The organism is Streptomyces sp. NPDC052109 (assembly GCF_040680195.1).
Lineage (GTDB): Bacteria > Actinomycetota > Actinomycetes > Streptomycetales > Streptomycetaceae > Streptomyces.
The window spans coordinates 220,847-244,041 of the sequence record NZ_JBFAWF010000013.1 but is presented as its reverse complement, the minus strand read 5'-3'; the positions used below and the strand labels follow the sequence as shown (position 1 = coordinate 244,041).

Annotated in this window: 22 protein-coding genes; 9 read left to right on the top strand and 13 right to left on the bottom strand. The window is 71.0% G+C overall.

Features of this window, described 5'->3' with window-relative positions:
* Positions 1-128: 128 nt before the first annotated feature.
* Together AB0L59_RS25925 and AB0L59_RS25920 are read right to left on the bottom strand one after the other, a co-directional pair.
* Positions 129-578 carry a DUF2690 domain-containing protein gene (locus AB0L59_RS25925; protein WP_365587925.1) on the bottom strand — a complete coding sequence of 150 codons (450 nt, stop codon included), beginning with the start codon at positions 576-578 and terminating at the stop codon, positions 129-131.
* A 324-nt stretch (positions 579-902) separates the two neighbouring features.
* Complete coding sequence (locus tag AB0L59_RS25920) at positions 903-1,934, bottom strand: glycosyltransferase family 2 protein (RefSeq protein WP_365587923.1); 1,032 nt, start codon at positions 1,932-1,934, stop codon at positions 903-905.
* 250 nt (positions 1,935-2,184) lie between these two features.
* Here AB0L59_RS25920 and AB0L59_RS25915 point away from each other — a divergent pair, with 250 nt between their 5' ends.
* Positions 2,185-3,564, top strand: a complete 1,380-nt coding sequence (locus tag AB0L59_RS25915; RefSeq protein WP_365587921.1) for an LCP family protein — start codon at positions 2,185-2,187, stop codon at positions 3,562-3,564.
* Between the two features lie 227 nt (positions 3,565-3,791).
* Here AB0L59_RS25915 and AB0L59_RS25910 read toward each other — a convergent pair whose 3' ends face one another.
* Positions 3,792-4,352, bottom strand: a complete 561-nt coding sequence (locus tag AB0L59_RS25910; RefSeq protein WP_365587918.1) for an acyl-CoA thioesterase — start codon at positions 4,350-4,352, stop codon at positions 3,792-3,794.
* A gap of 120 nt (positions 4,353-4,472) precedes the next feature.
* Between AB0L59_RS25910 and AB0L59_RS25905 the strand changes: the two genes are divergently transcribed.
* Both AB0L59_RS25905 and AB0L59_RS25900 read left to right on the top strand, forming a co-directional pair.
* On the top strand, positions 4,473-5,795 hold the full coding sequence (locus AB0L59_RS25905; protein WP_365587917.1) for an LCP family protein: 1,323 nt from the start codon (positions 4,473-4,475) through the stop codon (positions 5,793-5,795).
* A gap of 603 nt (positions 5,796-6,398) precedes the next feature.
* Entirely contained in the window at positions 6,399-8,024 is a 1,626-nt protein-coding gene (locus tag AB0L59_RS25900; protein ID WP_365587915.1) for an LCP family protein, read from the top strand.
* A gap of 85 nt (positions 8,025-8,109) precedes the next feature.
* On the opposite strand, the gene AB0L59_RS25895 is transcribed toward AB0L59_RS25900, so the two are convergent.
* Both AB0L59_RS25895 and AB0L59_RS25890 read right to left on the bottom strand, forming a co-directional pair.
* A complete protein-coding gene (locus AB0L59_RS25895; protein WP_365587912.1) occupies positions 8,110-8,475 on the bottom strand; it encodes a four-helix bundle copper-binding protein in 366 nt (121 codons plus the stop codon).
* A gap of 161 nt (positions 8,476-8,636) precedes the next feature.
* Complete coding sequence (locus AB0L59_RS25890; RefSeq protein WP_365587911.1) at positions 8,637-9,794, bottom strand: acyl-CoA dehydrogenase; 1,158 nt, start codon at positions 9,792-9,794, stop codon at positions 8,637-8,639.
* Positions 9,795-9,973: 179 nt separating this feature from the next.
* On the opposite strand from AB0L59_RS25890, the gene AB0L59_RS25885 reads away from it, so the two are divergent.
* The gene (locus AB0L59_RS25885; RefSeq protein ID WP_365587908.1) at positions 9,974-11,317 is read left to right on the top strand and encodes a UDP-glucose/GDP-mannose dehydrogenase family protein; all 1,344 of its coding nucleotides are present in this window, start codon (positions 9,974-9,976) and stop codon (positions 11,315-11,317) included.
* Between the two features lie 107 nt (positions 11,318-11,424).
* On the opposite strand, the gene AB0L59_RS25880 is transcribed toward AB0L59_RS25885, so the two are convergent.
* Positions 11,425-11,931: a CGNR zinc finger domain-containing protein gene (locus AB0L59_RS25880; protein ID WP_365587906.1), complete on the bottom strand. Its 507-nt coding sequence runs from the start codon at positions 11,929-11,931 to the stop codon at positions 11,425-11,427.
* 83 nt (positions 11,932-12,014) lie between these two features.
* Here AB0L59_RS25880 and AB0L59_RS25875 point away from each other — a divergent pair, with 83 nt between their 5' ends.
* Positions 12,015-12,383 (top strand): VOC family protein, encoded by a 369-nt coding sequence (locus AB0L59_RS25875; RefSeq protein WP_365587903.1) that lies wholly within the window; start codon positions 12,015-12,017, stop codon positions 12,381-12,383.
* Positions 12,384-12,399: 16 nt separating this feature from the next.
* Positions 12,400-12,792 (top strand): VOC family protein, encoded by a 393-nt coding sequence (locus tag AB0L59_RS25870; protein ID WP_365587901.1) that lies wholly within the window; start codon positions 12,400-12,402, stop codon positions 12,790-12,792.
* A 1-nt stretch (position 12,793) separates the two neighbouring features.
* Here the strand turns inward: AB0L59_RS25870 and AB0L59_RS25865 are convergent, their stop codons facing one another.
* Together AB0L59_RS25865 and AB0L59_RS25860 are read right to left on the bottom strand one after the other, a co-directional pair.
* On the bottom strand, positions 12,794-13,903 hold the full coding sequence (locus AB0L59_RS25865; protein ID WP_365587898.1) for a dipeptidase: 1,110 nt from the start codon (positions 13,901-13,903) through the stop codon (positions 12,794-12,796).
* Between the two features lie 126 nt (positions 13,904-14,029).
* Complete coding sequence (locus AB0L59_RS25860; protein ID WP_365587896.1) at positions 14,030-14,389, bottom strand: MerR family transcriptional regulator; 360 nt, start codon at positions 14,387-14,389, stop codon at positions 14,030-14,032.
* 60 nt (positions 14,390-14,449) lie between these two features.
* Here AB0L59_RS25860 and AB0L59_RS25855 point away from each other — a divergent pair, with 60 nt between their 5' ends.
* Positions 14,450-15,580, top strand: coding sequence for an alkene reductase (locus AB0L59_RS25855; protein ID WP_365587893.1), 1,131 nt, complete (start codon positions 14,450-14,452; stop codon positions 15,578-15,580).
* Here the strand turns inward: AB0L59_RS25855 and AB0L59_RS25850 are convergent.
* Genes AB0L59_RS25850 through AB0L59_RS25840 form a run of 3 tightly spaced genes read right to left on the bottom strand, consistent with a single transcriptional unit; the run spans position 15,529 to position 18,370 of the window.
* Positions 15,529-16,707, bottom strand: a complete 1,179-nt coding sequence (locus AB0L59_RS25850) for a dipeptidase (protein ID WP_365587891.1) — start codon at positions 16,705-16,707, stop codon at positions 15,529-15,531. The two genes, AB0L59_RS25855 and AB0L59_RS25850, sit on opposite strands and share 52 nt — an antisense overlap.
* 5 nt (positions 16,708-16,712) lie before the next feature.
* A complete protein-coding gene (purE, locus tag AB0L59_RS25845; RefSeq protein WP_365587889.1) occupies positions 16,713-17,234 on the bottom strand; it encodes a 5-(carboxyamino)imidazole ribonucleotide mutase in 522 nt (173 codons plus the stop codon).
* Positions 17,231-18,370 (bottom strand): 5-(carboxyamino)imidazole ribonucleotide synthase, encoded by a 1,140-nt coding sequence (locus AB0L59_RS25840; RefSeq protein WP_365587886.1) that lies wholly within the window; start codon positions 18,368-18,370, stop codon positions 17,231-17,233. Before AB0L59_RS25840 ends, purE begins: the two co-directional genes overlap by 4 nt.
* A gap of 182 nt (positions 18,371-18,552) precedes the next feature.
* Between AB0L59_RS25840 and AB0L59_RS25835 the strand changes: the two genes are divergently transcribed.
* The gene (locus AB0L59_RS25835; RefSeq protein ID WP_365587883.1) at positions 18,553-19,059 is read left to right on the top strand and encodes a GtrA family protein; all 507 of its coding nucleotides are present in this window, start codon (positions 18,553-18,555) and stop codon (positions 19,057-19,059) included.
* Positions 19,060-19,147: 88 nt separating this feature from the next.
* Here the strand turns inward: AB0L59_RS25835 and AB0L59_RS25830 are convergent, their stop codons facing one another.
* Positions 19,148-20,419 carry an ATP-binding protein gene (locus AB0L59_RS25830; RefSeq protein WP_365587881.1) on the bottom strand — a complete coding sequence of 424 codons (1,272 nt, stop codon included), beginning with the start codon at positions 20,417-20,419 and terminating at the stop codon, positions 19,148-19,150.
* Positions 20,420-20,460: 41 nt separating this feature from the next.
* The gene (locus AB0L59_RS25825) at positions 20,461-21,138 is read right to left on the bottom strand and encodes a response regulator transcription factor (protein WP_020940464.1); all 678 of its coding nucleotides are present in this window, start codon (positions 21,136-21,138) and stop codon (positions 20,461-20,463) included.
* A 495-nt stretch (positions 21,139-21,633) separates the two neighbouring features.
* Here AB0L59_RS25825 and AB0L59_RS25820 point away from each other — a divergent pair, with 495 nt between their 5' ends.
* Complete coding sequence (locus tag AB0L59_RS25820) at positions 21,634-23,139, top strand: oligopeptide:H+ symporter (protein WP_365587878.1); 1,506 nt, start codon at positions 21,634-21,636, stop codon at positions 23,137-23,139.
* The last annotated feature ends 56 nt before the right edge of the window (positions 23,140-23,195 follow it).

The window sequence follows — 23,195 nt, the reverse complement described above, 5'->3', positions numbered from 1 at the left end:
CGCCTCGTTGAGGGCAGTTCGGAAGGTGCGGTGCACCTGGTGAGCGGTCGCAGGCTTGCTGCCGTTGGCCTGCATTTTCGCGTAGAACGCCTCGACGTGTGGACAGGAGCCGTCGGCTCACCGCCTCATCAGTAGGCGGCGGTCCGGGTGTCGGCGTAGCCGTAGACGTTGTCGATCCCGGCCTGGGTGAACGACGTCATGCCCTTGTCCTGGACCATCGGCGTGTAGCACTGCGTCTGCCCCTGGCTGATGGTGCAGCTGTAGGAGCGGCCATCGTTGTCGCGGGTGACGTAGGCGTGCGCGCACTCGTAGCCGGCGGAGGCGTTGCCGCAGGCGCTCTGCCTGTGGTTGAGCGTCAGTCGGGCCCAAGCCGTGTGGCAGGCGGTGCTGTAGCGCAGCTCGATGGTGCCGAGCATGGCCCGGCCGTTCCTGACGGTCGCGGTCTCCACCGTCGTGGCGCCGCCGGCGCAGCCCGACGAGGACGGGTCGCTGCCGTCGTAGGTGTAGGCGTTCGAGACCCCGGTGGCCGCGACCATCGCAAGGCCGATTCCCCCGACCACGACCCCGGCACGTGCCATGCGGCGCATTATGGAACGCACTTGATTGTCCCCCTGATGTAAATGAAACGCCCGCGACCACTCGCCGCAGGCACACAAAAGAAACCGCGGCGCATTCGATCACGCGCCTGCCACCACGTCCACTTCCTTTACGCCAGGGCTCGTTGCAGTAATTCCCTACCGGGATGTGCACTGCCGACCCCGCCGGGAGCGGCCACTCCCCCGGCCGACGGCACGAAGGGGCTTCTCCTATCCGACGCCCGAGGCCGCTGTCCAAGACCCGGCCTGGAACTCACCCCGACATCGAGTGGATGACACGCATCAGGCACAGCATGCGGGCTCCCGTCAGGAGACGCTCGCCCGCACCGCCGGCCGCCGCGAGGCGATGACCCTCTTCGCCAGCGACTTGGGGCTGGTCAGGAAGCCCCAGCCCCACGACATGTGCATCGTGGCCAGGGCCACCGGGATCTGCAGCCGGGCCTTCGGGGGCAGGCCCCTGCCCGCCGGGACCGAGCCCGCGGCTATCGCCGCCAGATAGCCGCCGGGGACGACGAGTGCCCACGGGGTGAGCGCCGCGCCGACCACGATGCCGGCCGCTATCGCGCACACCGCCACCGGCGGGGCGAGGTAGCGCAGGTTGATGGAGCCGGAGTGGTAACGGGCCACGACGTGCCGCCAGCGACCGTAGTCCTTGTACTGCTTGGCGAGCGCCCGGACGGAGGGCCGCGGGCGGTACGAGACCCTGAGCTCCGGCGAGAACCAGATCAGACCGCCCGCCTCACGGATGCGGAAGTTCAGCTCCCAGTCCTGGGCGCGGATGAACTCCTCGTTGTAGCCGCCCTGCTGCTCCAGCGCCTCGCGGCGGAAGACACCGAGGTAGACGGTCTCGGCGGGGCCCGCCTCGCCACCGGTGTGGAAGGCGGCGTTGCCGACGCCGATCTTCGAGGTCATCGCGGCGGCGACCGCGTGCTCCCAGTCGTTCTCGCCCTCGGCGTGCATGATGCCGCCGACGTTCTGCGCGCCGGTCTCCGCCAGGAGCCGGACGGCCGTGGCGATGTAGTTCGGCGAGAGCATGCCGTGACCGTCGACGCGGACCACGATCGGGTGCCGGGAGGCCTTGATCGCCGCGTTCAGCGCCGCGGGCGTGCGGCCGGTCGGGTTCGGGACGGTGTGCACGCGCGGGTCCTCGCGAACGAGCTCGGCGGCGATCTCGTCCGTGCGGTCCGTGGACGGACCGAGGGCGATCACGACCTCCATCTCGCCGGCGTACTCCTGCGCGAGGATCGCTTGGACTGCCCCGCGCAGATGCCGCTCCTCGTTGAGGACGGGCATGATCACGGAAACGGCGGGGTGTCGCACGTCGGGCTTGGCGTTCATAGGGGGCTCACGTTACCGCGAACGGGGGACACCGGTGCGCGCCGCCGGGGCGTAGAGCCGGGCTGGAGATCGTATCGGCCTACGGTGCTCACGGATCCCACGTACGGCCTCGTCCGGAGGTGTCCCTTTGGCCAGCCCGCCCCGGTCCCCCGCGCGTCCGCAGCGCCGACCGTCGCCGCCCCGTGGCGTGCCGCAACCGCCCGAGCGGCCGGCGCGGTCGGTACGGCCGCCCCGGCGGCCCCGCTGGGCCATGCGGGCGGTGAGCACGCTGTCCGTCGTGGTGCTCGCCTCCGCCGGGATCGGGCACGCGGTCGTCAGCAGCCTGGACGCGGGGATCGCCCGGATCGACGCCTTCAAGGACATGAAGAACCGGCCGCGCGCGGGCCACGGCATGAACATCCTGCTGGTCGGCACCGACGGCCGCGACCGGATCACCGAGCACCAGCGGCGGGCGTACCGGCTGGGCGGGGCGCCCTGCCACTGCACCGACACGATGATGATCGTGCACATCTCGGACGACCGGGACCGGGCGACCGTGGTGAGCCTGCCGCGCGACTCCTACGCCGAGGTGCCCGCGGGCGCCGACCCGGTCGGCGGCCGGCAGCGCCCGGCGCACCCGATCAAGCTGAACGCCGCTTACTCCGAGGGCGGCCCCCAGATGACCGTCCGCACGATCGAGAACATGACCCATCTGAAGATCGACCACTATCTGGAGGTCGACTTCACGAGCTTCATGAAGACGGTGGACGTCCTCGGCGGGGTCGACGTCTGTACGACGACGCCGCTGAAGGACGCGTACAGCGGGCTCGACCTCGCGCCCGGCACGCACACCCTCAACGGCGGGCAGGCGCTGCAGTACGTGCGGGCCCGGCACGTCGACGGGACGAGCGACCTGGGCCGGATGAAGCGGCAGCAGCGGTTCCTGGCCGCGCTGATCGAGCGGGCCACCGCCTCGGGGGTGTTGCTGAACCCGATGCGGTTCCGGGACGTGACCCGGGCGGTGCTCGGCTCGGTCCGCGCCGACGAGAGCCTCGGCGCCGACGAACTGCTCGACCTCGGCCGGGCCATGCGGAACTTCTCCCCGTCCTCCTCCGAGTTCACCACCGTGCCCATCGCGCAGATGAACTACGACGTCAAGGGCATCGGCTCGACCCTGAAGTGGGACCAGACCAAGGCGGACCAGCTCTTCACGGCCCTGCGCGACGACAAGCCGCTCACCGTGGACCCCCCGCACCACGGCCCGGCCCCGGCACCCGTGGCGCCCGTGGAGGTGGACCCGCGGCAGGTACGGGTCCTCGTGGCGAACGGCACGGGCACCGTCGGGCTCGGCAAGCGGGTCGACGCGGCGCTCGCGGCGACCGGCTTCGCCACCACCCGTCAGCCGGTGACCGCCCCCGCGCACGTGCCGCACACGGTCATCTCCTACGACCCCCGCTGGGACCGCTCCGCCCGTTCCCTGGCCGCCGCCCTGCCGGGCGCCGAGCTGCGTGCCGTACCGGGCCAGGGGCCGATGCTGAGGGTGACCGCCGGGGCGGACTTCAAGAACGTCCACAGGGTCCGCTTCGACGACCCCGCCCAGCCGCAGCAGACCGCGGTGCGCGGCAGCGAGGTGGTGTGCTCCGGCTCCTGACCCACGAGGCGCACGTGACCTGGCCGGCCCGCCTGTTTCGGCACGGCCGGGGGCTTGGCCGGGCCGGTGCCGGGGATGCCCGCGCCCCGGGGGCCGGCGCCCGGCCGCAGTGCGATCTCCGGGAGCCCCTGGTCGTTGGTCTCGCTCCTGCCTCCGCGGATCACCGGCAGGAGACGGCCATGACGTTTCCCACTTCTCTGCAACCCCCTTGAAGGGGGCGGGAGTTGCTAGTCCTCGAACCCCTCGGCCGCCCGCTTCTCGCGCAGCTCGCGGATCGCGCGGCGGCGGGCCAGGCGGTGGGTGCGGCGGATCTGGGCCTCCTGGTTGCGGCGGCGGTCGCGGTCGGTCTCCAAGATCACCGGCGGCACCCGGCGCGGCTTGCCGTCGGCGTCCACGGCCGCGAAGACCAGATAGGCGGAGCCGACCTGGGTGGGCGGGGCCGACTCGTTCCAGCGCTCGGCGAGGACCCGGACGCCGACCTCCATGGAGGTCCGGCCGGTCCAGTTCACCTGCGCCTTCACATGGACCAGATCACCGACGCGGACCGGCTCCAGAAAGGCCATCTCGTCCATGGACGCGGTGACGGCGGGGCCTCCGGAGTGCCGGCCGGCCACGGCGCCCGCCGCGTCGTCGACCAGCTTCATGATCACACCGCCGTGCACCGTGCCCAGAAGGTTGGTGTCGTTGTGGGTCATGATGTGGCTGAGGGTGGTGCGGGAGGCGGACGTCGGCTTGCCGGGGATATCGGGCTCGGTGTCCGGATTCACGTCCGTGACCTGGTCTGTCATGCCCTCCACCTTATGCCGAAGTGACATACGTAGGATTTTGTGTCAGCTTCGCAACAGCGCCGACCTTATTCTCCGACAACCCTTGTAAGGCTCACACCGACGCCCTGCACACTGGGGCGCATGAATGACTGGCCCGAGGGATGGTCCGACGACAACCGCGGCCCGCGATACGGACGCGGCAGTGCCGGCGCGCAGCCGGAGAGCGCCCGCGTGATGCGTCAGGTGCGGCGTGGCCCGGCGGTACCGCCCGGGCAGCGCTCCTACGGCGACCCCGGCCCGTCGGCGCCGCCGTACGGGGCCGGTGTCCCGCAGCAGCCGTCGTACGTCGACGGCCGGGGATACGACGAGGGCGCCGGCTACGGCGACTACGACAGCGGCTACAACACCGGCCAGGTCTACGGCGCCCCCGGCGGCCGCGGCCCGGGCGGTACGGCGGACGCCCCGCCCCGCGCCCCGCGCCCCGCGCCGAACTGGCGGCGCCGGATCAAGTGGACCGCGATCACGCTGGCGACCGTGCTCGTCGTCACCTCCGTCGCGACCTACTTCTGGGCCGACTCCAAGCTGCGCCGCGAGGTCGACCTGTCCAAGGTCATCGACCGGCCCGCGTCGGGCTCCGGCACGAACTACCTGATCGTCGGCTCGGACAGCCGCGAGGGCATGTCCAAGGCGGACGAGAAGAAGCTGCACACCGGCGCCGCCCAGGGCAAGCGCACCGACTCGATGATGATCCTGCACGTCGGCGACAACGGCGACACGCTGGTCTCGCTGCCGCGCGACTCGAACGTCACGATTCCCTCGTACAAGGGCTCGACGTCCGGGAAGGTCTACCCGGCCACGGGCCGGCAGGAGAAGCTGAACGCCGCCTACGCCGAGGACGGCCCGACCCTGCTGGTCCGCACGATCGAGGCCAACACCGGTCTGCACATCGACCACTACGTGGAGATCGGCTTCGAGGGCTTCGCGAACATCGTGGACGCGGTCGGCGGCGTCGAGATCAACATCGACAAGGGCTTCAAGGACAGCTACTCGGGCGCGGACTTCAAGGCGGGCAAGCAGACCCTGAACGGCCAGCAGGCCCTCGCCTTCGTCCGCACCCGGCACGCGTTCGCCGCGTCCGACCTGCAGCGCACCAAGAACCAGCAGAAGTTCCTCTCGGCCCTGGCCCACCAGGTGGCGACCCCGTCCACGGTCCTCAACCCGTTCAAGTTCTACCCGGTGATGGGCGCGGGCCTGGACTCCCTGATCGTCGACAAGGACATGTCCCTGTGGGACCTGGCCTCGATGTTCTGGGCGATGAAGGGTGTCCAGGGCGGTGGCGGCACGTCCATGAACATGCCGATCTCCGGCTCCGTGGGCGGCAACCTCGTCTGGGACAGGGCGAAGGTCAAGACGCTGGTGGACGAGCTGAACAACGATCAGAAGGTCACCGTCTCGGGCACCTAGCCGCCCGTCCACGGCGGAGTAAAGCATCGATCAAGGCGCGTCGTTCATTCTCCCGATATCGGGCCAATCGGCCGCTTGTGCGAGCCCGGGGTTTGTCATCGCTGTGTCCAGCCGCTCAACTGTGCGGATAATGTGTGCGATCCGGCGCGGAACGGCCGCGCCGTCGTGCACCGTTCGACCGACGGTATCGAGGGGCTCGGGGGCAACTCGTCCCGCGGCCCCGGCGGAGGACGAAGCGACCGTGGACACACGGCCCGGTGGAACTCCCTGTCGCGCGCGGCAGTGGCGACGGCACGGGGTGGGGGTGGGTGAGGACCCTCGCGGCCGGGCCGGCCGGGTGCGCGCACCCGTCGTTCTCGGGGCTTTCGCCGTCCGCCCGCGAAGTCACACGCACCTCGTGACGTCGGGGCTCAGTTCTGCGTCTGACTGAGCGGGGAAGCGCGGCGACGCCACGGCGCGGACCGGGCGCCCCGCGCTCCGGCCGGTGCGGTCAGCGCTGCGCACGACCGACAGACCGACAAGGGCGCCGTACGCCTCCGCAGAGGGCGGCGGGCGCGCAACGAAGCCGCGGTGTAGGGGTGCCGAGGGCGGGAGGGGTAGGGGATGACACGCAGCAGCGTGGATCAGGAGGGGGCGGCGCCGGGTGCTCGGCGCGCCGGCGGACCCGGCGTGGTGGGCGAGGCGACGGGCGGGCGCGGCGACCGCCGGCCCGGCCGCGGCCACAGACGCAGCGCGGAGCCCGGTTCACCGCGCCCCAAGCGGCGGATACTGCGCTGGTCGGCGCTGACCCTGGCGGTCGTCATACTCGGCACCGCCGGCGCGGGTTACCTCTACTACGAGCACCTCAACGCCAACATCCAGAAGGACAAGCTGAACCTGGGCGACTCCGACGTGCCCCAGGCGACCCCGAACGCCGCCGGCCAGACGCCGCTGAACGTCCTGCTGATCGGCTCGGACAGCCGGAACAGCGCGAGGGACCTCAAGCTCGGCGGGTCCAAGGCTGATGTGGGCCGCCCGCCGCTCGCGGACGTGCAGATGCTGGTGCACGTGTCGGCCGACCGCACCAACATGTCCGTGGTCAGCCTGCCCCGCGACACGATGATCCCGATCCCCAGGTGCACCGACCCGCACACCGGCCACAAGTACCCGGCTCTCTCCCTGGCCATGGCGAACGAGTCGCTGGGCCGCGGCGGACCGGGCTGCACGGTCGCCACCTGGCAGAAACTGACCGACATCCACATCGACCACTTCATGATGGTCGACTTCTCCGGCGTGGTCGACATGGCGGACGCCATCGGCGGCGTCCCGGTCTGCGTCACGCAGAACGTCTGGTCGCACACCTCCGACGGGCACGGCTCGGGCCTGAAACTGAAGGCGGGAACCACGTACGTCAAGGGTCAGCAGGCCCTGCAGTGGCTGCGCACCCGCTACGGCTTCGAGGACGGCACCGACCTCGGCCGCACCCACGCCCAGCACATGTACATGAACGCGATGGTGCGCCAGATGCGCAAGAACGCGACGCTGACCAACCCCGGCGCGATGCGCAGCCTGGCGGAGACCGCGACGAAAGCCCTCAAGGTCGACGAGGGCCTGGGCCTCGCGAAGCTGTACGACCTGTCCGAGGAATTCAAGAAGGTCCCCACCGAGCGCATCACCATGACGACGCTGCCGACGGTGCAGTGGTCGCAGGACCACGACCGGCTCGTACCCGCCCCCGACGACGCCGACCAGCTCATCTCCATGGTCCGCGACGACACCCCGCTGGACGGACGCGGCGTCAAGCACAAGGCCACCCAGGTGGCGGCGAAGACCCCCACGGATCCGGACGGCAAGATCGCGGTGCAGGTCCGCAACGGCACCGGATCCGACAGCGAGGCACCCGCTTCCCGGCGGGCGGGCGGGGTCGCCCAGATCCTGCAGGGCAAGGGGTTCACCCAGGCCACGGCGGACACCACGCCGGCCTCGGAGGCCAGGACCACCGTCCTGTATCCCAGCGCCGATCTGGAAGGCGACGCCCAGGCGGTGGCCAAGGCGCTCGGCATCCCGCTGAAGCAGGTGCGCAAGTCGACCGGCGTCTCCGGCGTCACGCTGCTCGTGGGCGCCGACTGGCGCACCGGCACGGCGTACAAGGCGCCCACCGAGCCGACGAAGCCCCCCTCCTCGTCGGCCGTGCTCAACGGCGACAAGAAGGACGCGTGCATGAAAGTCCAGCCGGGCTACACCTGGTGACGGGAGCGCGCTGAACGCGCCGCCGCAGGCGCCGAAAGAGTGACCGCCCGGGGCACCCACGTGGGTGCCCCCGACGGTTTCGGGCTCACACGCTGCCGGCGCCCGCCATCGCGCGACACGTCTGTGCGCAGCGACGGCAGGCTTCCGCGCAGCGCATCATCTGCTGGTCGTCCGGCATGGACATACACGCCTCGGCGCACATCTCGCACACCTTGGCGCACAGCATGCACATCTCGGCGGACATGGGCGAGCGCCGCATCATCATGTCGGCGCACATGCGGGTCGTCTCGGAGCAGTCCATCAGCGCCCGCATGACGCGCATCTGCTGCTGGCCGCCCTTCTGCATGCAGGAGCTCATGGTCTCCTCGCACATGCTGTGGCAGCTCATGCAGGCCTCGATGCAGTCCTGCATCTGCTGGGTGAGGGCCGGCATCATCTGGGACTGGGTCATGGCTCCTCCTGTGGAGGCGGGGGCCCGGGGCGGGTCCCGTGTGCTTCCGTCCTACGTCGGCCCGCCCCCGCCCGCATGTGACCGACCGGTCGGCAGGCGTGGCCGAACAGCGGAAAGGCGCCCCGGAGGGCGCCTTCCCAGGAGTGGGTGACCGCTCGGCGTTACGGCAGGTTCCTGGCCATGACGATCCGCTGAACTTGGTTCGTGCCCTCATAAATCTGGGTGATCTTCGCGTCGCGCATCATGCGCTCCACCGGGTAGTCACGGGTGTAGCCGTAGCCGCCGAGGAGCTGGACGGCGTCGGTGGTGACCTCCATCGCCACGTCCGAGGCGAAGCACTTGGCTGCGGCGCCCAGGTAGGTGAGGTCGGCGTCGCCGCGCTCGGAGGCGGCGGCGGCCTGGTAGGTGAGGGCACGGGCCGCCGAGATCTTCATGGACATGTCGGCGAGCATGAACTGGATGCCCTGGAAGTCGGCGATCGGCTTGCCGAACTGCTTGCGCTCCTGGACATAGCCCTTGGCGTAGTCGAAGGCGCCCTGCGCGACACCGAGGGCCTGCGCGGCGATGGTGATGCGGGTGTGGTCCAGGGTCTTCATCGCGGTCGCGAAGCCGGTGCCCTCCTCACCGATCATGCGGTCGGCGGGGATGCGGACGTTGTCGAAGTAGACCTCGCGGGTCGGGGAGCCCTTGATGCCGAGCTTCTTCTCCGGGGCGCCGAAGGAGACGCCTTCGTCCGACTTCTCGACGACGAAGGCCGAGATGCCCTTGGTGCGCTTGCCCGCATCGGTGACCGCCATGACCGTGTAGAAGTCGGAGACGCCCGCGTTGGTGATCCAGCGCTTGACGCCGTTGAGGACCCAGTGGTCGCCGTCGCGGACCGCCTTGGTCGTCATGCCGCCCGCGTCCGAGCCCGCCTCCGGCTCGGAGAGGCAGTACGAGAACATCGCGTCGCCCTTGGCGAGGGGGGTCAGGTACTTCTTCTTCAGCTCCTCGCCGCCGGAGAGGATCACCGGGAGCGAACCGAGCTTGTTCACCGCGGGGATGAGGGACGAGGAGACGCAGGCGCGGGCCACCTCCTCGATGACTATCACCGTGGCGAGCGCGTCGGCGCCGGCGCCGCCGTACTCCTCGGGGACGTGCACCGCGTGCAGGTCATTGGCGACGAGGGCGTCGAGGGCCTCCTGCGGGAAGCGGGCCTCCTCGTCCACCGCCGCGGCGTACGGCGCGATCTTCGCCTCGACCAGGGAACGAACGACGTCGCGGAGCATGTCGTGCTCCTCGGACGGGCGGTACAGGTCGAAGTCAGCCGATCCGGCCACGGTCTCTCACGCTCCAAAGACGCAGTGATACTGACGCTAATTACCGTTAAGTAACTCAAATTTTAGAGGGCCGTCCGGAGGACGCCTACGTGAGCTACGCGACAGCGGGGAAATTGCCCGTCGGACGGCCCGGCTATGCTCGGGCACCGCACGACGGATCCCCTAGCTGGAGCGCACCCATGAGCCTGAAGATCACCGTGATCGGCACCGGCTACCTCGGCGCCACACACGCTGCGGCCATGGCCGAGCTGGGCTTCGAGGTGCTCGGACTCGACGTCGTACCCGAGAAGATCGCCATGCTGGAGCGCGGCGAGACCCCGATGTACGAGCCGGGCCTGGAGGAGCTGCTGCGCAGGCACGTCGCGGGATTCGAGGGATCCACCGGGCGGCTGCGCTTCACCACCGACTGGGCCGAGGTCGGCGCCTTCGGCGACATTCACTTCGTGTGCGTGAACACCCCGCAGAAGCACGGGGAATACGCCTGCGACATGAGCTACGTCGACTCCGCGATCTCCTCGCTCGCACCGCATCTGCACGGCCCGGCCCTGGTCGTCGGCAAGTCGACGGTGCCGGTGGGCTCGGCCGACCGGCTGGCGGCCTACCTGGCCGAGAACGCCCCGGCGGGCGCGGACGCCGAACTGGCCTGGAACCCGGAGTTCCTGCGCGAGGGCTTCGCCGTGCAGGACACCCTGCACCCTGACCGGATCGTGGCGGGCGTGCGCAGCGAGCGGGCCGAGAAGCTGCTGCGGGAGGTGTACGCGACGCCGGTCGGCGAGGGCGCCCCGTTCGTCGTGACCGACTTCCCGACCGCAGAACTGGTGAAGACGGCCGCGAACTCCTTCCTCGCCACCAAGATCTCCTTCATCAACGCGATGGCGGAGGTGTGCGAGGCCGCGGGCGGTGACGTGGCCAAGCTGGCGGAGGCCATCGGGCACGACGACCGGATCGGCGCCAAGTTCCTGCGCGCCGGGATCGGCTTCGGCGGCGGCTGTCTGCCGAAGGACATCCGCGCCTTCATGGCGCGCGCCGGTGAGCTGGGCGCGGACCAGGCGCTGACCTTCCTGCGCGAGATCGACTCCATCAACATGCGCCGGCGCGGCCAGATGGTCGAGATGACCCGGGAGGCCCTCGGCGGCGGTTCCTTCCTCGGCAAGCGGGTCGCGGTGCTCGGCGCCACGTTCAAGCCCGACTCGGACGACGTCCGCGACTCGCCCGCGCTGAACGTGGCCGGTCAGATCCACCTCCAGGGCGGCCAGGTCACCGTGTACGACCCGAAGGGGATGGGGAACGCCCGGCGTGTGTTCCCGACGCTCGGGTACGCCGACTCGGCGCTGGAGGCGGTCCGGGGCGCCGACGTCGTCCTGCACCTCACCGAGTGGCGGGAGTTCCGCGAGCTGGACCCGGCCGCGCTCGGCGATGCGGCGTCGGCGCGGTTGATCCTGGACGGCCGCAACACGCTCGACCCGGAGCTGTGGCGGCGGGCGGGCTGGACGTACCGGGCGATGGGCCGCCCCACGGCGTGAGCACGGGGGTGGCGACGCCGGTTCGGCCGAGGCTCAGTCGGCCGAACCGGCGTCTTTCCGCATTCTGCACCACCGGGCACATACGTGGCCGCTGAACTCCCTGTGTCTTACCCCTCCTTGGCCCGGTACCGGCGCATCTTCGCCCGCGCCCCGCACACCTGCATCGAGCACCAGCGGCCCCGGCCGGCCGGACTGCGGTCGTAGTACGCCCAGTGGCAGGTCACGGCCTCGCAGGCCTTCAGCCGCATCCAGGTGCCCGCCGCCACCGCCTCGGCGACGGCCGCGGCCATCCTGGAGAGCAGCCGGCCGTCCGGTGCGGGGGCGAGGGCCGCGGAGCCGTCCCGCTCGTCCACGGAGACGTACAGGGGGGCGCGGGACAGCAGCGCGCCGAGCGGGGTCGCCGCGCGGTGCGGCGGGTGGCCGGCGTGCGCGAGGAGCACGACCCGCAGCGACTCCCGCAGCTCCCGCGCCTCCTCCATCGCGTCCTCGGCGATCCCGAACCGGCCCCGGCCCTCCACGGTGTCCAGCGCGTCGGCGCCGGTCTCGAGGTCCAGCGTGTTGACCAGGGACTCGACCAGCGCCAGCGCTCCGGGGGCGGCCGATCTCTCACTCATGCTTGCGACGTTACCCCCTATACGGGAGGATGCAGTAACCGTTACCGGTTACCCGTCTCTACAGGTAACTCAAGGAGGTAGTCATGGCTCTCGCCAAGCTCGACGTCGTGGTGCTGGACTGTCCCGATCCCCACGCACTGGCCGGCTTCTACGCGGCCGTGCTGGGCGGCACGGTGGAGGGGGATTCCGAGGGCGGCGCGTGGGTGGACCTGAGGCTGCCCGGCGGGACGGGGCTGGCCTTCCAGCGGGCTCCGGGGTTCGTGGCGCCGCGGTGGCCCGCGCCGGACGCGTCGCAGCAGTTCCACCTGGACCTGGCCGTGGAGGACCTGGACGCGGCGGAGAAGGGGGTACTGGAGCTCGGGGCGAAGCCGCTGGACACGCAGGACCGTCAGCGGACCTTCCGTGTATACGCCGACCCGGCTGGGCACCCATTCTGTCTGTGCGCCTGCTGAAACCAGGGAGGATTCCATGGCGTCCGTCGCCCGTCTCCGCAACGTCGTGCTCGACTGTCCCGACCCGCACGCCCTGGCCGCCTTCTACGCGGCGGTGGCCGGGGGCACCCCGCAGGCCGAGGACGACGACTGGGTCGTGCTGCAGGTGCCGGACGGGCCACGGCTGACCTTCCAGCGGGCCGAGGGGTACGCCGCGCCGGAGTGGCCGCGCGCGGACCGCAACGGCCAGCAGTTCCACCTCGACTTCGACGCGGGCCGGACCTGGGCCGAGGTCGACGCAGCGCACGAGCGGGTGCTCGCGCTGGGCGCCCGGCCGCTGGACCTGGAGGACCGCGAGAAGAAGGACTTCCAGGTGTACGCCGACCCGGCCGGACACCCGTTCTGCCTGTGCCGGATCGATCACCCCTGACCTAGGGACGACACGGCCCAGGGGGGTCCAGCTCCGCGATCTTCGCGTGGGACGCCTCCCGGCGGTGCTGCGCGGCCCGCGCCGTGAAGTCCGCGCTGCGCAGCACCCGTTGGACATTGCCCCAGGTCAGCAGGGACAGCTCGGTCTCGGACCAGCCGCGCCGGAGCAACTCGGCGATCAGGTGCGGGTAGCGGGAGGTGTCGGCGAGGTCGCGGGGGTGGACGGCACCGGAGTCGTACGTGCCGGACAGGCCGACGCACTCCGGGCCGGCCACGTCCCTGACGTGGTCGAGGTGGTCGGCGACGTCTTGGATCGTCGGCCCGGTCTGCTCGGCGGTCAGCGGCACCATGCACAGGCCCCGGGCCGCGCCCAGCGCCGCCAGCATCGCGTCGGGCAGGTTGGCCGGGTGCGGGCGCAGCGCCCGGGCGGCGGAGCGGGTGCACAGCACCGGCGTCCTGGACAGCGCGAGGGCACGCTCGGCGGTGGCGGCGGAGGCGCCGGAGACGTCGGCGAGCACACCGAGCCTGTTCAGCTCGCGGACCACCTCCTCACCGAACCGGGTCAGCCCCCGCTCGCCCGCCCAGGCCGTGCCGGCGAGGGTCAGCACGCGCAGGCCGAGGGTGCGCAGGACGCGGAGGATGCCGAGGGAGCCGTCGAGCGCGGTGGCGTGGGCGGGGCCCAGCACCACGGCGACCCGGCCGCGGTTGCGGGCGTCGATGACCTGCCCGGCGGTACTCACCAGCCGCAGCCCCTCCGAGTGGGCCTCGATCACCGAGCGCGCCTGGTCCAGCTGTTCCAGGGTCGCGGCCGTCGCCCGGTCGCCGCCGGACCCCTCGGGCAGGTGCAGCGACCAGAACAGCGCGCCCACGTGCCCCTCGCGCATCCGGGGCACGTCGGTGTCGATGGCCGCCTCGCCCAGCTCCAGGTCGTACCAGGACAGATGGCGCAGGGCCCACGGCAGCCCGCTGTAGCCGTCGGCGACCGGGTGGGCGGCGAGCAGGGTGTGGGCCCGCTCCAGGGAGGCCGGCCCCTGCGCGAAGGGGTCGTCCGGCAGGCCGCCGTCGGCACCGACCTCGCTCGGCGTCGGGATGTCGTCCTGGAGGTCGGCCATGGCGGGCTCCGTACGTCGTCGTTGCCTACGTCGGTCGTGAGCTACGTCGTGGTGGGGCGTATCGACACGTTCGCACGGAGGGGAGGAGCGCTTCCTGGTGAGTGGGGCGTTCGGGGGTACGCCTGGTCAGGCGTCCCGGGCGGTGCGGATCACCTCGTCCAGGGTCTCCCGGGAGCGCTTCAGGTCGGCGATCATGCTGTCGATGCGGTCGCGTTCGGCGGTGAGGTCCTGCACCAGGCGCGGGGTGGCGATCGCCGAGGGTCCGCCGTCCCGGTCACGCATGCAGGGCAGCAACTGCCGGATCTTCTCGCTGTTCAGCCCGGCCGCGTACAGCTCCTGGATCCGGATGACGCGGTCGACGGCCCACTCCGGGTAGTCGCGGTGGCCACCGGGGGTGCGCTCTGCCGTGAGCAGGCCCCGGGTCTCGTAGTAGCGCAGCGACCGCTCGCTCACCCCGGTGCGCCGGGCCAGTTCGCCGATCCTCATCCGCCGCCTCCCCGAAGAGGGCTTGAATCTGACGTCGGTGTCAAGTTCTACCGTGCCCGCATGACACGGACAACGGACTTCCTGGCCCCGGCCCGGCTCGGCCGGCTGGCGCTCCCGAACCACCTCGTGATGGCACCGCTCACCCGCAACCGCGCGGCGGCCGACGGCACCCCGACGGACCTGATGGTCACCCACTACGCCCAGCGCGCCACGGCCGGGCTGATCATCGCCGAGGGCTCGACGCCGAACGCGGTCGGGCAGACGTACCCGGACATCACCGCGATCCACACCGACCGGCACACGGCCGGCTGGCGGCAGGTCACCGACGCGGTCCGGGCGGCCGGCGGCCGGATGTTCCTGCAGCTCCAGCACGGCGGCCGGGTCAGCCATCCGGCGACCACGGGCCTGACCCCGGTGGCGCCCTCGGCGGTCCCGCTGCCGGAGACGATCCTCACACCGGGCGGGCACCGGCCTGCCGCCGTGCCCCGCGAGATGACGGCGGACGACATCCGGGCCACGATCGCCGACTTCGCCGCCGCCGCGCGCCGGGCCGTCGAGGCGGGCTTCGAAGGTGTCGAGGTGCACTCGGCCAACGGGATGCTGCTGCACCAGTTCCTCGCGGACAACACCAACCGCCGTGACGACGCCTACGGCGGCTCGATCGAGCGGCGGGTGCGGTTCGCGGCGGAGGTCACCGAGGCCGTGGCCGACGCGATCGGCGCGGACCGGGTCGGCATCCGCGTCTCCCCCGCCTCCACCGTCAACGGCGTTCGGGAGAACGACACCGGGGCCCTCTACACCGCGCTCCTGGGCCGGCTCAAGGGCCTGGGCCTGGCCTATCTGCACCTGGTGCGCTCGGACCCGGGGTCCGGGTGGTACCGGCGGATCCGCGCCGACTGGCCCGGCGTGCTGATCGGCAACCCGGACCTGACCGATCTGTCCACCGAGGCCGTGAGCGGGGCCGCGCGCCGGATGCTGGCGGCCGGCGCCGACCTGGTGGCGCTCGGCCGGCCGTTCCTCGCCAACCCGGACCTGGTGGACCGGCTGCGCCTCGGCGCACCGCTCAACCCGGTCCGGGACCGCTACTTCATGTACGTGGGCGGGGCCGCCGGCTACAACGACTACCCCGCCCTGGACCGTCAGCCGTCCAGTGACTCGATGGTGGCGTTGGAGGGTGCCCGGGTGGCCTGAAGGTCACGGGCCACGTCCTCGGCCGCACCCAGCACCCGCACCGCGTTCTGCCAGGTCAGCTTGGCCAGGTCGGCCCTGGACCAGCCGCGGTCGAGCAGTTCCGCGAGCAGGTTCGGGTAGCCGGAGACGTCGCTGAGGCCGTCCGGGGTGAACGCGGTGCCGTCGTAGTCGCCGCCTACGCCCAGGTGGTCGATGCCGGCCACCTCGCGCATGTGGTCCAGGTGGTCCGCGACCGTGGACACCGTGGCGACCGGGCGCGGCGTGCGCTCCTCGAACGCGCGGTGCAGCTTCATCGCCTCGGGGCTGGTGTCGAGGTGGTGGAGGCCGTGGGCGCGCAGATTGTCGTCGGCCGCCGCCGTCCAGTCGACGGCGGCCTGGAGCACGAACTTCGGCACGAACGTCACCATCGCCACGCCGCCGTTGCCGGGCAGCCGCTCCAGCACGTCGTCGGGGATGTTGCGGGGGTGGTCGCACACCGCGCGGGCGGAGGAGTGCGAGAAGATCACCGGCGCGGAGGTCGCGTCCAGGGCGTCCCGCATGGTCGTCGCGGCCACGTGGGAGAGGTCGACCAGCATGCCGAGCCGGTTCATCTCGCGGACGACCTCGCGGCCGAAGGAGGTCAGGCCGCCGGCCTTCGGCTCGTCGGTCGCGGAGTCCGCCCAGTCCACGTTGGAGTTGTGGGTGAGCGTCATGTAGCGCACGCCGAGCTCGTACAGGCCGCGCAGGGTGCCCAGCGAGTTGGCGACGGAGTGGCCGCCCTCCGCGCCCATCAGGGAGGCGATACGGCCGTCCCGGCGGGCCGCCTCCATGTCAGCGGCGGTCAGGGCGGGCGCCAGCTCGGCCGGGTAGCGGGCCAGCATCTGCCGCACGCAGTCGATCTGCTCCAGCGTCGCCGCCACCGGCTCGGGCTGCTCGGCGGGCACGTACACCGACCAGTACTGGGCCCCGACCCCGCCCGCACGCAGCCGCCCGAGGTCGGTGTGCAGGCGTTCCCGCTGGTCGGCGGCGATGTCGAGCGTGTCGAGGTCGTAGCCGGCCGCCTTGCGCAGCGCCCACGGCAGGTCGTTGTGGCCGTCCACGACCGGGAACTCGCGCAGCAGCGCGCGGGCTTCCTCGAGGGAGGTCATCGGCGTCACTTCCCGAAGCCGAAGTGGCCCTGGCCCTCGACCTTGGAGCGCAGCCGCTTGCCCTTCTCGGTGGCCTGGTCGTTGAGGTCCTGCTGGAAGTCGCGCATCCTGTGCAGCAGCTCCTCGTCGTGCGTGGCGAGGATGCGGGCCGCGAGGAGACCGGCGTTGCGGGCACCGGCCACGGAGACGGTGGCCACGGGCACACCGGCCGGCATCTGCACGATGGACATCAGCGAGTCCATGCCGTCGAGGTACTTCAGCGGCACCGGCACGCCGATGACCGGCAGCGGGGTCACCGAGGCGAGCATGCCCGGCAGATGGGCGGCACCGCCCGCACCCGCGATGATCACCTTCAGGCCCCGGTCGGCGGCCTGCTCACCGTACGTGATCATCTCGCGGGGCATGCGGTGCGCGGAGACGACGTCGACCTCGTACCCGATCTCGAACTCGTCCAGGGCCTTGGCGGCGGCCTCCATGACGGGCCAGTCGGAGTCCGACCCCATGACGATGCCAACAACAGGGCTCATTCGGTGATGGTGCCTCTCAGGTAGCCGGCTGCGTGACGGGCGCGCTCCAGCACGTCGTCCAGGTCGTCGCCGTAGGTGTTGACGTGTCCGACCTTGCGGCCGGGCTTCACGTCCTTGCCGTACATGTGGACCTTGAGCTTGGGGTCGCGGGCCATGCAGTGCAAGTACGCGGAGTACATGTCCGGGTAGTCGCCACCCAGGACGTTGACCATCACCGTCCACCTGGCGCGCGGGCGCGGGTCGCCGAGCGGGAGGTCGAGGACCGCGCGGACGTGGTTGGCGAACTGCGAGGTGATCGCGCCGTCCTGGGTCCAGTGCCCGGAGTTGTGCGGGCGCATCGCCAGCTCGTTGACGAGGATGCGGCCGTCGCGGGTCTGGAACAGCTCCACCGCGAGGTGGCCGACGACGCCCAGCTCCTTGGCGATGGTCAGCGCCATCTGCTCGGCCTCGAGGGCCAGCTCCTCGTCCAGGTCCGGGGCCGGGGCTATGACCGTGTCGCAGACGCCGTTCACCTGCTGCGACTCCACCACCGGGTAGGCGACGGCCTGCCCGTGCGGGGAGCGTACGACGTTGGCGGCGAGCTCGCGGACGTAGTCGACCTTCTCCTCGGCGAGGACCGGGACACCGGCCCGGAACGGGTCGGCAGCCTCCTCGGCGCAGTCCACGACCCACACGCCCTTGCCGTCGTAGCCGCCGCGCACGGTCTTGAGGACGACCGGGAAGCCGTCCCCTTCCGCGGCGAACCGGACGACATCCTCCGGGTCGGCGACGATCCGGTGCCGCGGGCACGGGATGCCGATCGCGTCGAGCCTCGCGCGCATCACGCCCTTGTCCTGGGCGTGCACCAGCGCGTCGGGCCCCGGGCGCACGGGGATACCGTCCGCCTCCAGGGCCCTGAGGTGCTCGGTGGGTACATGTTCGTGATCGAAGGTGATCACATCGCAACCGCGCGCGAACTCTCGCAGCGTGTCCAGGTCGCGATAGTCGCCGATGACGACATCGCTCACGACCTGCGCCGCGGAATCCTGAGGGGTGTCACTGAGAAGCTTGAACCTGATGCCCAACGGGATGCCCGCCTCGTGCGTCATACGCGCGAGCTGCCCCCCGCCGACCATGCCGACTACCGGGAACGTCACACCCCTAGCGTATCGGCCACGCGGGGGCGACCGTATCGCGTCCCTCCCACGATCTCTTACCAGTCGCTTTCCGCCCTCTTTCCGAGCTGTTTCCTGGTCTTTGGCTTGTGCACAGGCGGCGGCGGGTTCGCCTGGATAGCATGGCTGGGCTGACGAAACCTACCGACGGGAGCTGCACAGCCATGGAACCTCGTTCCTCGGGGCTGCAACGGCTCGTACGCGAGGTGGCCAAGTTCGGCACCGTCGGCGTTGCGGGCATCTTCGTCAACCTCGGCGTCTTCAACCTGGTCCGGCACGTCTCCGACCTGCCGGTGGTGCGCGCCAGCATCATCGCGACGGTGGTCGCGATCGTCTTCAACTACGTCGGGTTCCGCTACTGGACGTACCGGGACCGCGACAAGGGCGGGCGCACCAAGGAGCTCACGCTCTTCCTCCTCTTCAGCGCCATCGGCCTGGTGATCGAGAACGGCGTGCTGTACGCGGCGACCTACGGCTTCGGCTGGGACAGCCCGCTGCAGAGCAACGTCTTCAAGTTCGTCGGCATCGGCGTCGCGACGCTGTTCCGCTTCTGGTCGTACCGCACCTGGGTGTTCCGCGTGCAGCCGACGCAGGAGGCCGAGTCGATCCTGGTGGCCGAGTCCAAGAGGCCGCACCCCGACTCCGAGCCGAAGTCCCAGCGGGTCCCCTAGGCCCTGCGGGCGGCGCACCGGAGGGGCGCGGGGAACCGCGCGCGACCGCGGTGGCGCCGCGGCCGGACGACGACGGATCGCGGCAGCCTCACCGGACCGTCGGCAGTTCCTCCTCCGGCTTGCGGGCTGGCGGTGTGCGCGACAGGAACAGACCGAACACCGGCGGCTGGGCTTGCAGCAGTTCCAGGCGGCCGCCGTCGGCCTCCGCGAGGTCGCGGGCGACGGCCAGGCCGATCCCCGTGGAGTTCCGCCCGCTGATCGTCCGCTCGAAGATCCGCGCGCCGAGGTCGGCCGGGACCCCGGGACCCTCGTCGGTGACCTCGACCACGGCCTGGTTACCGGTGACCCGGGTGCGCAGCGCCACCGTACCGCCGCCGTGCATGAGGGAGTTCTCGATCAGCGCCGCCAGCACCTGGGCGACCGCGCCCGGTGTGCCGACGGCCTGCAGATGCCGCTTGCCGGAGCTGACGATGGCCCGGCCGGCGCTGCGGTAGGCGGGCCGCCACTCGGCGAGCTGCTGCTGGATGACCTCGTCCAGATCGAAGGTGACGGCGGAGCCGGTACGCGGGTCGCGGGCGTTCGTCAGCAGCCGCTCGACCACGTCCGTGAGCCGCTCGACCTGGGTGAGCGCGACGTTCGCCTCTTCCTTCACGATGTCCGGGTCGTCGGTGAGGGTGATCTCCTCGAGGCGCATGGACAGCGCGGTCAGCGGGGTGCGCAGCTGGTGGGAGGCGTCGGCGGCCAGGCGGCGTTCGGCCGTCAGCATGCGCCCGATCCGCTCGGCGGAGGAATCCAGCACATCGGCGACGCGGTCCAGCTCGGGGACGCCGTACCGCTTGTGCCGCGGGCGCGGGTCACCGGAGCCGAGCCGCTCGGCGGTCTCCGCGAGGTCGGTCAGCGGGGAGGCGAGCCGATTGGCCTGCCGTACGGCGAGCAGCACGGCCGCGACCACCGCGAGCAGCGCCACCAGCCCGATGATCAGCAGGGTGCGGCCCACCTCGCGGGTCACCGCGGAGCGCGGCTCCTGCACGGTGACCGTCTCGCCCTCCTCGCCCTGCTGAGTGGCGTGGATCACGTCGCCCTGCGGCTTGGTGCCGATCTCGATCGGGGTGTGGCCGGGCATGCGGATGACCGCGTACTGCTCCTTGCTGACCGGATTGCGCAGCACGTCCGCGTTGACGTTCTCCGCGGCGAGGATCCGGCTGTCCACGATGCTGGCCAGCCGCACCGCCTCGGACTCCACCCGCTCCTGGGCGCTGTTGCTGATCGTCCGCGTCTCGACGATCACCAGGGAGATGCCGAAGACCGCGATCACGACGAGGACGACGGCGAGGGTGGACTGGATGAGACGTCGGCGCATGTTCCGTCACCTGGGGTGATCGCTGGGCCCCGGGGAGGGGCTCAGCTCTTCTCGAAGCGGAAGCCCACGCCGCGGACCGTCGCGATGTACCGGGGGTTCGCCGCGTCGTCGCCGAGCTTCTTGCGCAGCCAGGAGATGTGCATGTCGAGGGTCTTCGTGGACGACCACCACGTGGTGTCCCAGACCTCGCGCATCAGCTGGTCGCGCGTGACGACCCGGCCGGCGTCCCGCACCAGGACCCGCAGCAGGTCGAACTCCTTGGCGGTGAGCTGCAGTTCCTCGTCGCCCATCCACGCCCGGTGCGACTCGACGTCGATCCGCACCCCGTGCGTGGCCGGCGGCTGCTGCGGCTCGGCGGCACCGCGCCGGAGCAGCGCCCGCACCCGGGCGAGCAGTTCGGCGAGCCGGAAGGGCTTGGTGACGTAGTCGTCGGCGCCCGCGTCCAGGCCGACGACGGTGTCCACCTCGTCGGCCCGCGCGGTCAGGATGAGGATCGGCACGGTGTGACCGTCGGCCCGCAGTCGGCGGGCGACCTCCAGGCCGTCCATGCCCGGCAGTCCCAGGTCCAGTACGACCAGGTCGACGCCGCCCTGCATTCCGGCGTCGAGCGCGGTGGGTCCGTCCTCGCGCACCTCGACCTCGTAACCTTCCCGGCGCAGGGCGCGGGCCAGCGGCTCCGAGATGGACGCGTCGTCCTCGGCGAGCAGTACACGGGTCATGAGGTGATGGTAGACCGCCCGCGCATTGTGCTGGGGTGTGATCGCTTCCAGGAACTCTTACCTTCGCACACCGCTGGTACGGACCATCGCTCTGGGGATGCGATCGTAGGAAGGACCTTCGATTCCGGTCCTGCGGTTCCCTCGACACCTGTGATCCGCGTCTCAAGTCCTTCCATATCCGGCAGTGTCCTGCCGTACAGTGACGTGAACGCCTGTAGTACATCCGGGGACCTTTGGCGGGCATCTGACGCTGAAGGTCTCTTTTGTGTACGGGTTGGTGAGACACCAGCCTTGAAAGGAATGACCTCTGGCCGGGCTCCGGACGCACCGATGCGTCGCGGGGCGTGGATCCCGGTGGTCGCCGTCCGCCGCTTCGCGATCCGGAGCGGACTCCCCCTGGGCGTGGGGGTGGACGACCGACCCTGCCGGTGCCGGCCGCACCCCCACCGGGCGCGCAACGCTCCAGCCGCGCGTCCCGACCAGCAAGGAACGACCATGGCGTCCAGCCTGACGAAGGACTCGGTCCGCCCGGGCACCCCCGGCTCCGAGAAGACCTTCTTCGGCCACCCCCGCGGCCTGGCCACTCTCTTCATGACCGAGATGTGGGAGCGGTTCTCCTACTACGGCATGAGGGCCCTGCTCCCGCTGTACCTGGTGGCCCCGGGTGGCCTGCACCTGAGCGCGGGCACGGCGACCGCGATCTACTCGGTGTACGTGTCGCTCGTGTACCTGCTCGCCCTTCCCGGCGGCTGGTTCGCCGACCGTGTGCTCGGCCCCCGCAAGACGGTCGCCGTCTCGGGCGTGATCATCATGCTGGGCCACCTGTGCCTGGCGCTCCCCGTGGCCGCCAGCTTCTTCGTCGGCCTGGGTCTCGTCGCCATCGGTTCGGGATTGCTGAAGGCCAACATCTCCACGATGGTCGGCCACCTCTACAAGGGCCCCGACGACGCGCGCCGCGACGGTGGCTTCACGCTCTTCTACATCGGCATCAACCTGGGCGCGTTCGCCGCGCCGCTGGTCATCGGCACCGTCGGTGAGAACGTCAACTGGCACCTGGGCTTCGCGCTGGCCGCGCTCGGCATGGCGCTGGGTCTGGCCCAGTACCTGCTCGGCGGCCGCCACCTGAGCCCGAAGAGCAGCGAGGTCCCGACCCCGCTGACCCCCGCGGAGAAGTCCGCCACCCTGCGCAAGGGCCTGATCTGGCTCGTCATCGCCGCGGTCTTCTACGGCCTCGTCGGCGGCACCGGCCACTTCACCCTGAACTGGGCGCTGATCCCGCTCACCCTGATCGGCCTGATCATTCCGATCATGGTCATCGCCCGCATCCGCCGGGACAAGGACCTGGCCGCGGAAGAGAAGTCGAAGGTGTCGGCGTACATCTGGTTCTTCGTGGCCGCCGCCGTCTTCTGGATGATCTACGACCAGGGCGGCTCGACCCTGTCGCTCTTCGCGGACAGCTCGGCGAAGAACTCGATCGCCGGCTGGACGTTCCCGGTCTCCTGGTACCAGTCGGTCAACCCGGTCATGATCATGGCCCTGGCGCCGGTCTTCGCCTGGGCGTGGCTGTGGCTGAACCGGCGCGGCAAGGAGCCGAGCACGATCGTGAAGTTCGCCTCCGGCCTGGTGCTGATCGGTGCGTCCTTCTTCCTCTTCCTCGCCCCGCTGTCGATCGCCGAGGGCGGTCACAAGGCCGCGGCGATGTGGCTGGTCGCGATCTACTTCGTGCAGACCGTCGGTGAGCTGACGCTGTCGCCGGTGGGTCTGTCGGTGACGACGAAGATGGCGCCGAAGAAGTACGCCTCGCAGATGATGGGCGTCTGGTTCCTCGCGGTCACCGCGGGTGACTCCGTCACCGCGCTGGTCTCCAACCCGGCCGTCGGCGGCGTCAACCTCGACAAGATGGGCTTCGTCGCCCTGGAGGCCGTGCTCGCCGTCGTCGCCGGTGCGGCGGTGTGGGTGTACCGCAAGAAGGTCAACAAGCTGATGGGCGACGTTCACTAGTCGCTCGGACCCGGCCGACGGAGGGCCGCCGCATCCCGGTGGGAGCGGCGGCCCTC

Excerpts from the sequence above, each read along its gene's own strand:
- AB0L59_RS25925 (WP_365587925.1), bottom strand. The coding sequence starts at position 578 with ATGGCACGTGCCGGGGTCGTGGTCGGGGGAATCGGCCTTGCGATGGTC.
- AB0L59_RS25920 (WP_365587923.1), bottom strand. The coding sequence starts at position 1,934 with ATGAACGCCAAGCCCGACGTGCGACACCCCGCCGTTTCCGTGATCATG.
- AB0L59_RS25915 (WP_365587921.1), top strand. The coding sequence starts at position 2,185 with ATGCGGGCGGTGAGCACGCTGTCCGTCGTGGTGCTCGCCTCCGCCGGG.
- AB0L59_RS25910 (WP_365587918.1), bottom strand. The coding sequence starts at position 4,352 with ATGACAGACCAGGTCACGGACGTGAATCCGGACACCGAGCCCGATATC.
- AB0L59_RS25905 (WP_365587917.1), top strand. The coding sequence starts at position 4,473 with ATGAATGACTGGCCCGAGGGATGGTCCGACGACAACCGCGGCCCGCGA.
- AB0L59_RS25900 (WP_365587915.1), top strand. The coding sequence starts at position 6,399 with ATGACACGCAGCAGCGTGGATCAGGAGGGGGCGGCGCCGGGTGCTCGG.
- AB0L59_RS25895 (WP_365587912.1), bottom strand. The coding sequence starts at position 8,475 with ATGACCCAGTCCCAGATGATGCCGGCCCTCACCCAGCAGATGCAGGAC.
- AB0L59_RS25885 (WP_365587908.1), top strand. The coding sequence starts at position 9,974 with ATGAGCCTGAAGATCACCGTGATCGGCACCGGCTACCTCGGCGCCACA.
- AB0L59_RS25880 (WP_365587906.1), bottom strand. The coding sequence starts at position 11,931 with ATGAGTGAGAGATCGGCCGCCCCCGGAGCGCTGGCGCTGGTCGAGTCC.
- AB0L59_RS25875 (WP_365587903.1), top strand. The coding sequence starts at position 12,015 with ATGGCTCTCGCCAAGCTCGACGTCGTGGTGCTGGACTGTCCCGATCCC.
- AB0L59_RS25870 (WP_365587901.1), top strand. The coding sequence starts at position 12,400 with ATGGCGTCCGTCGCCCGTCTCCGCAACGTCGTGCTCGACTGTCCCGAC.
- AB0L59_RS25865 (WP_365587898.1), bottom strand. The coding sequence starts at position 13,903 with ATGGCCGACCTCCAGGACGACATCCCGACGCCGAGCGAGGTCGGTGCC.
- AB0L59_RS25860 (WP_365587896.1), bottom strand. The coding sequence starts at position 14,389 with ATGAGGATCGGCGAACTGGCCCGGCGCACCGGGGTGAGCGAGCGGTCG.
- AB0L59_RS25855 (WP_365587893.1), top strand. The coding sequence starts at position 14,450 with ATGACACGGACAACGGACTTCCTGGCCCCGGCCCGGCTCGGCCGGCTG.
- AB0L59_RS25850 (WP_365587891.1), bottom strand. The coding sequence starts at position 16,707 with ATGACCTCCCTCGAGGAAGCCCGCGCGCTGCTGCGCGAGTTCCCGGTC.
- purE (WP_365587889.1), bottom strand. The coding sequence starts at position 17,234 with ATGAGCCCTGTTGTTGGCATCGTCATGGGGTCGGACTCCGACTGGCCC.
- AB0L59_RS25835 (WP_365587883.1), top strand. The coding sequence starts at position 18,553 with ATGGAACCTCGTTCCTCGGGGCTGCAACGGCTCGTACGCGAGGTGGCC.
- AB0L59_RS25830 (WP_365587881.1), bottom strand. The coding sequence starts at position 20,419 with ATGCGCCGACGTCTCATCCAGTCCACCCTCGCCGTCGTCCTCGTCGTG.
- AB0L59_RS25825 (WP_020940464.1), bottom strand. The coding sequence starts at position 21,138 with ATGACCCGTGTACTGCTCGCCGAGGACGACGCGTCCATCTCGGAGCCG.
- AB0L59_RS25820 (WP_365587878.1), top strand. The coding sequence starts at position 21,634 with ATGGCGTCCAGCCTGACGAAGGACTCGGTCCGCCCGGGCACCCCCGGC.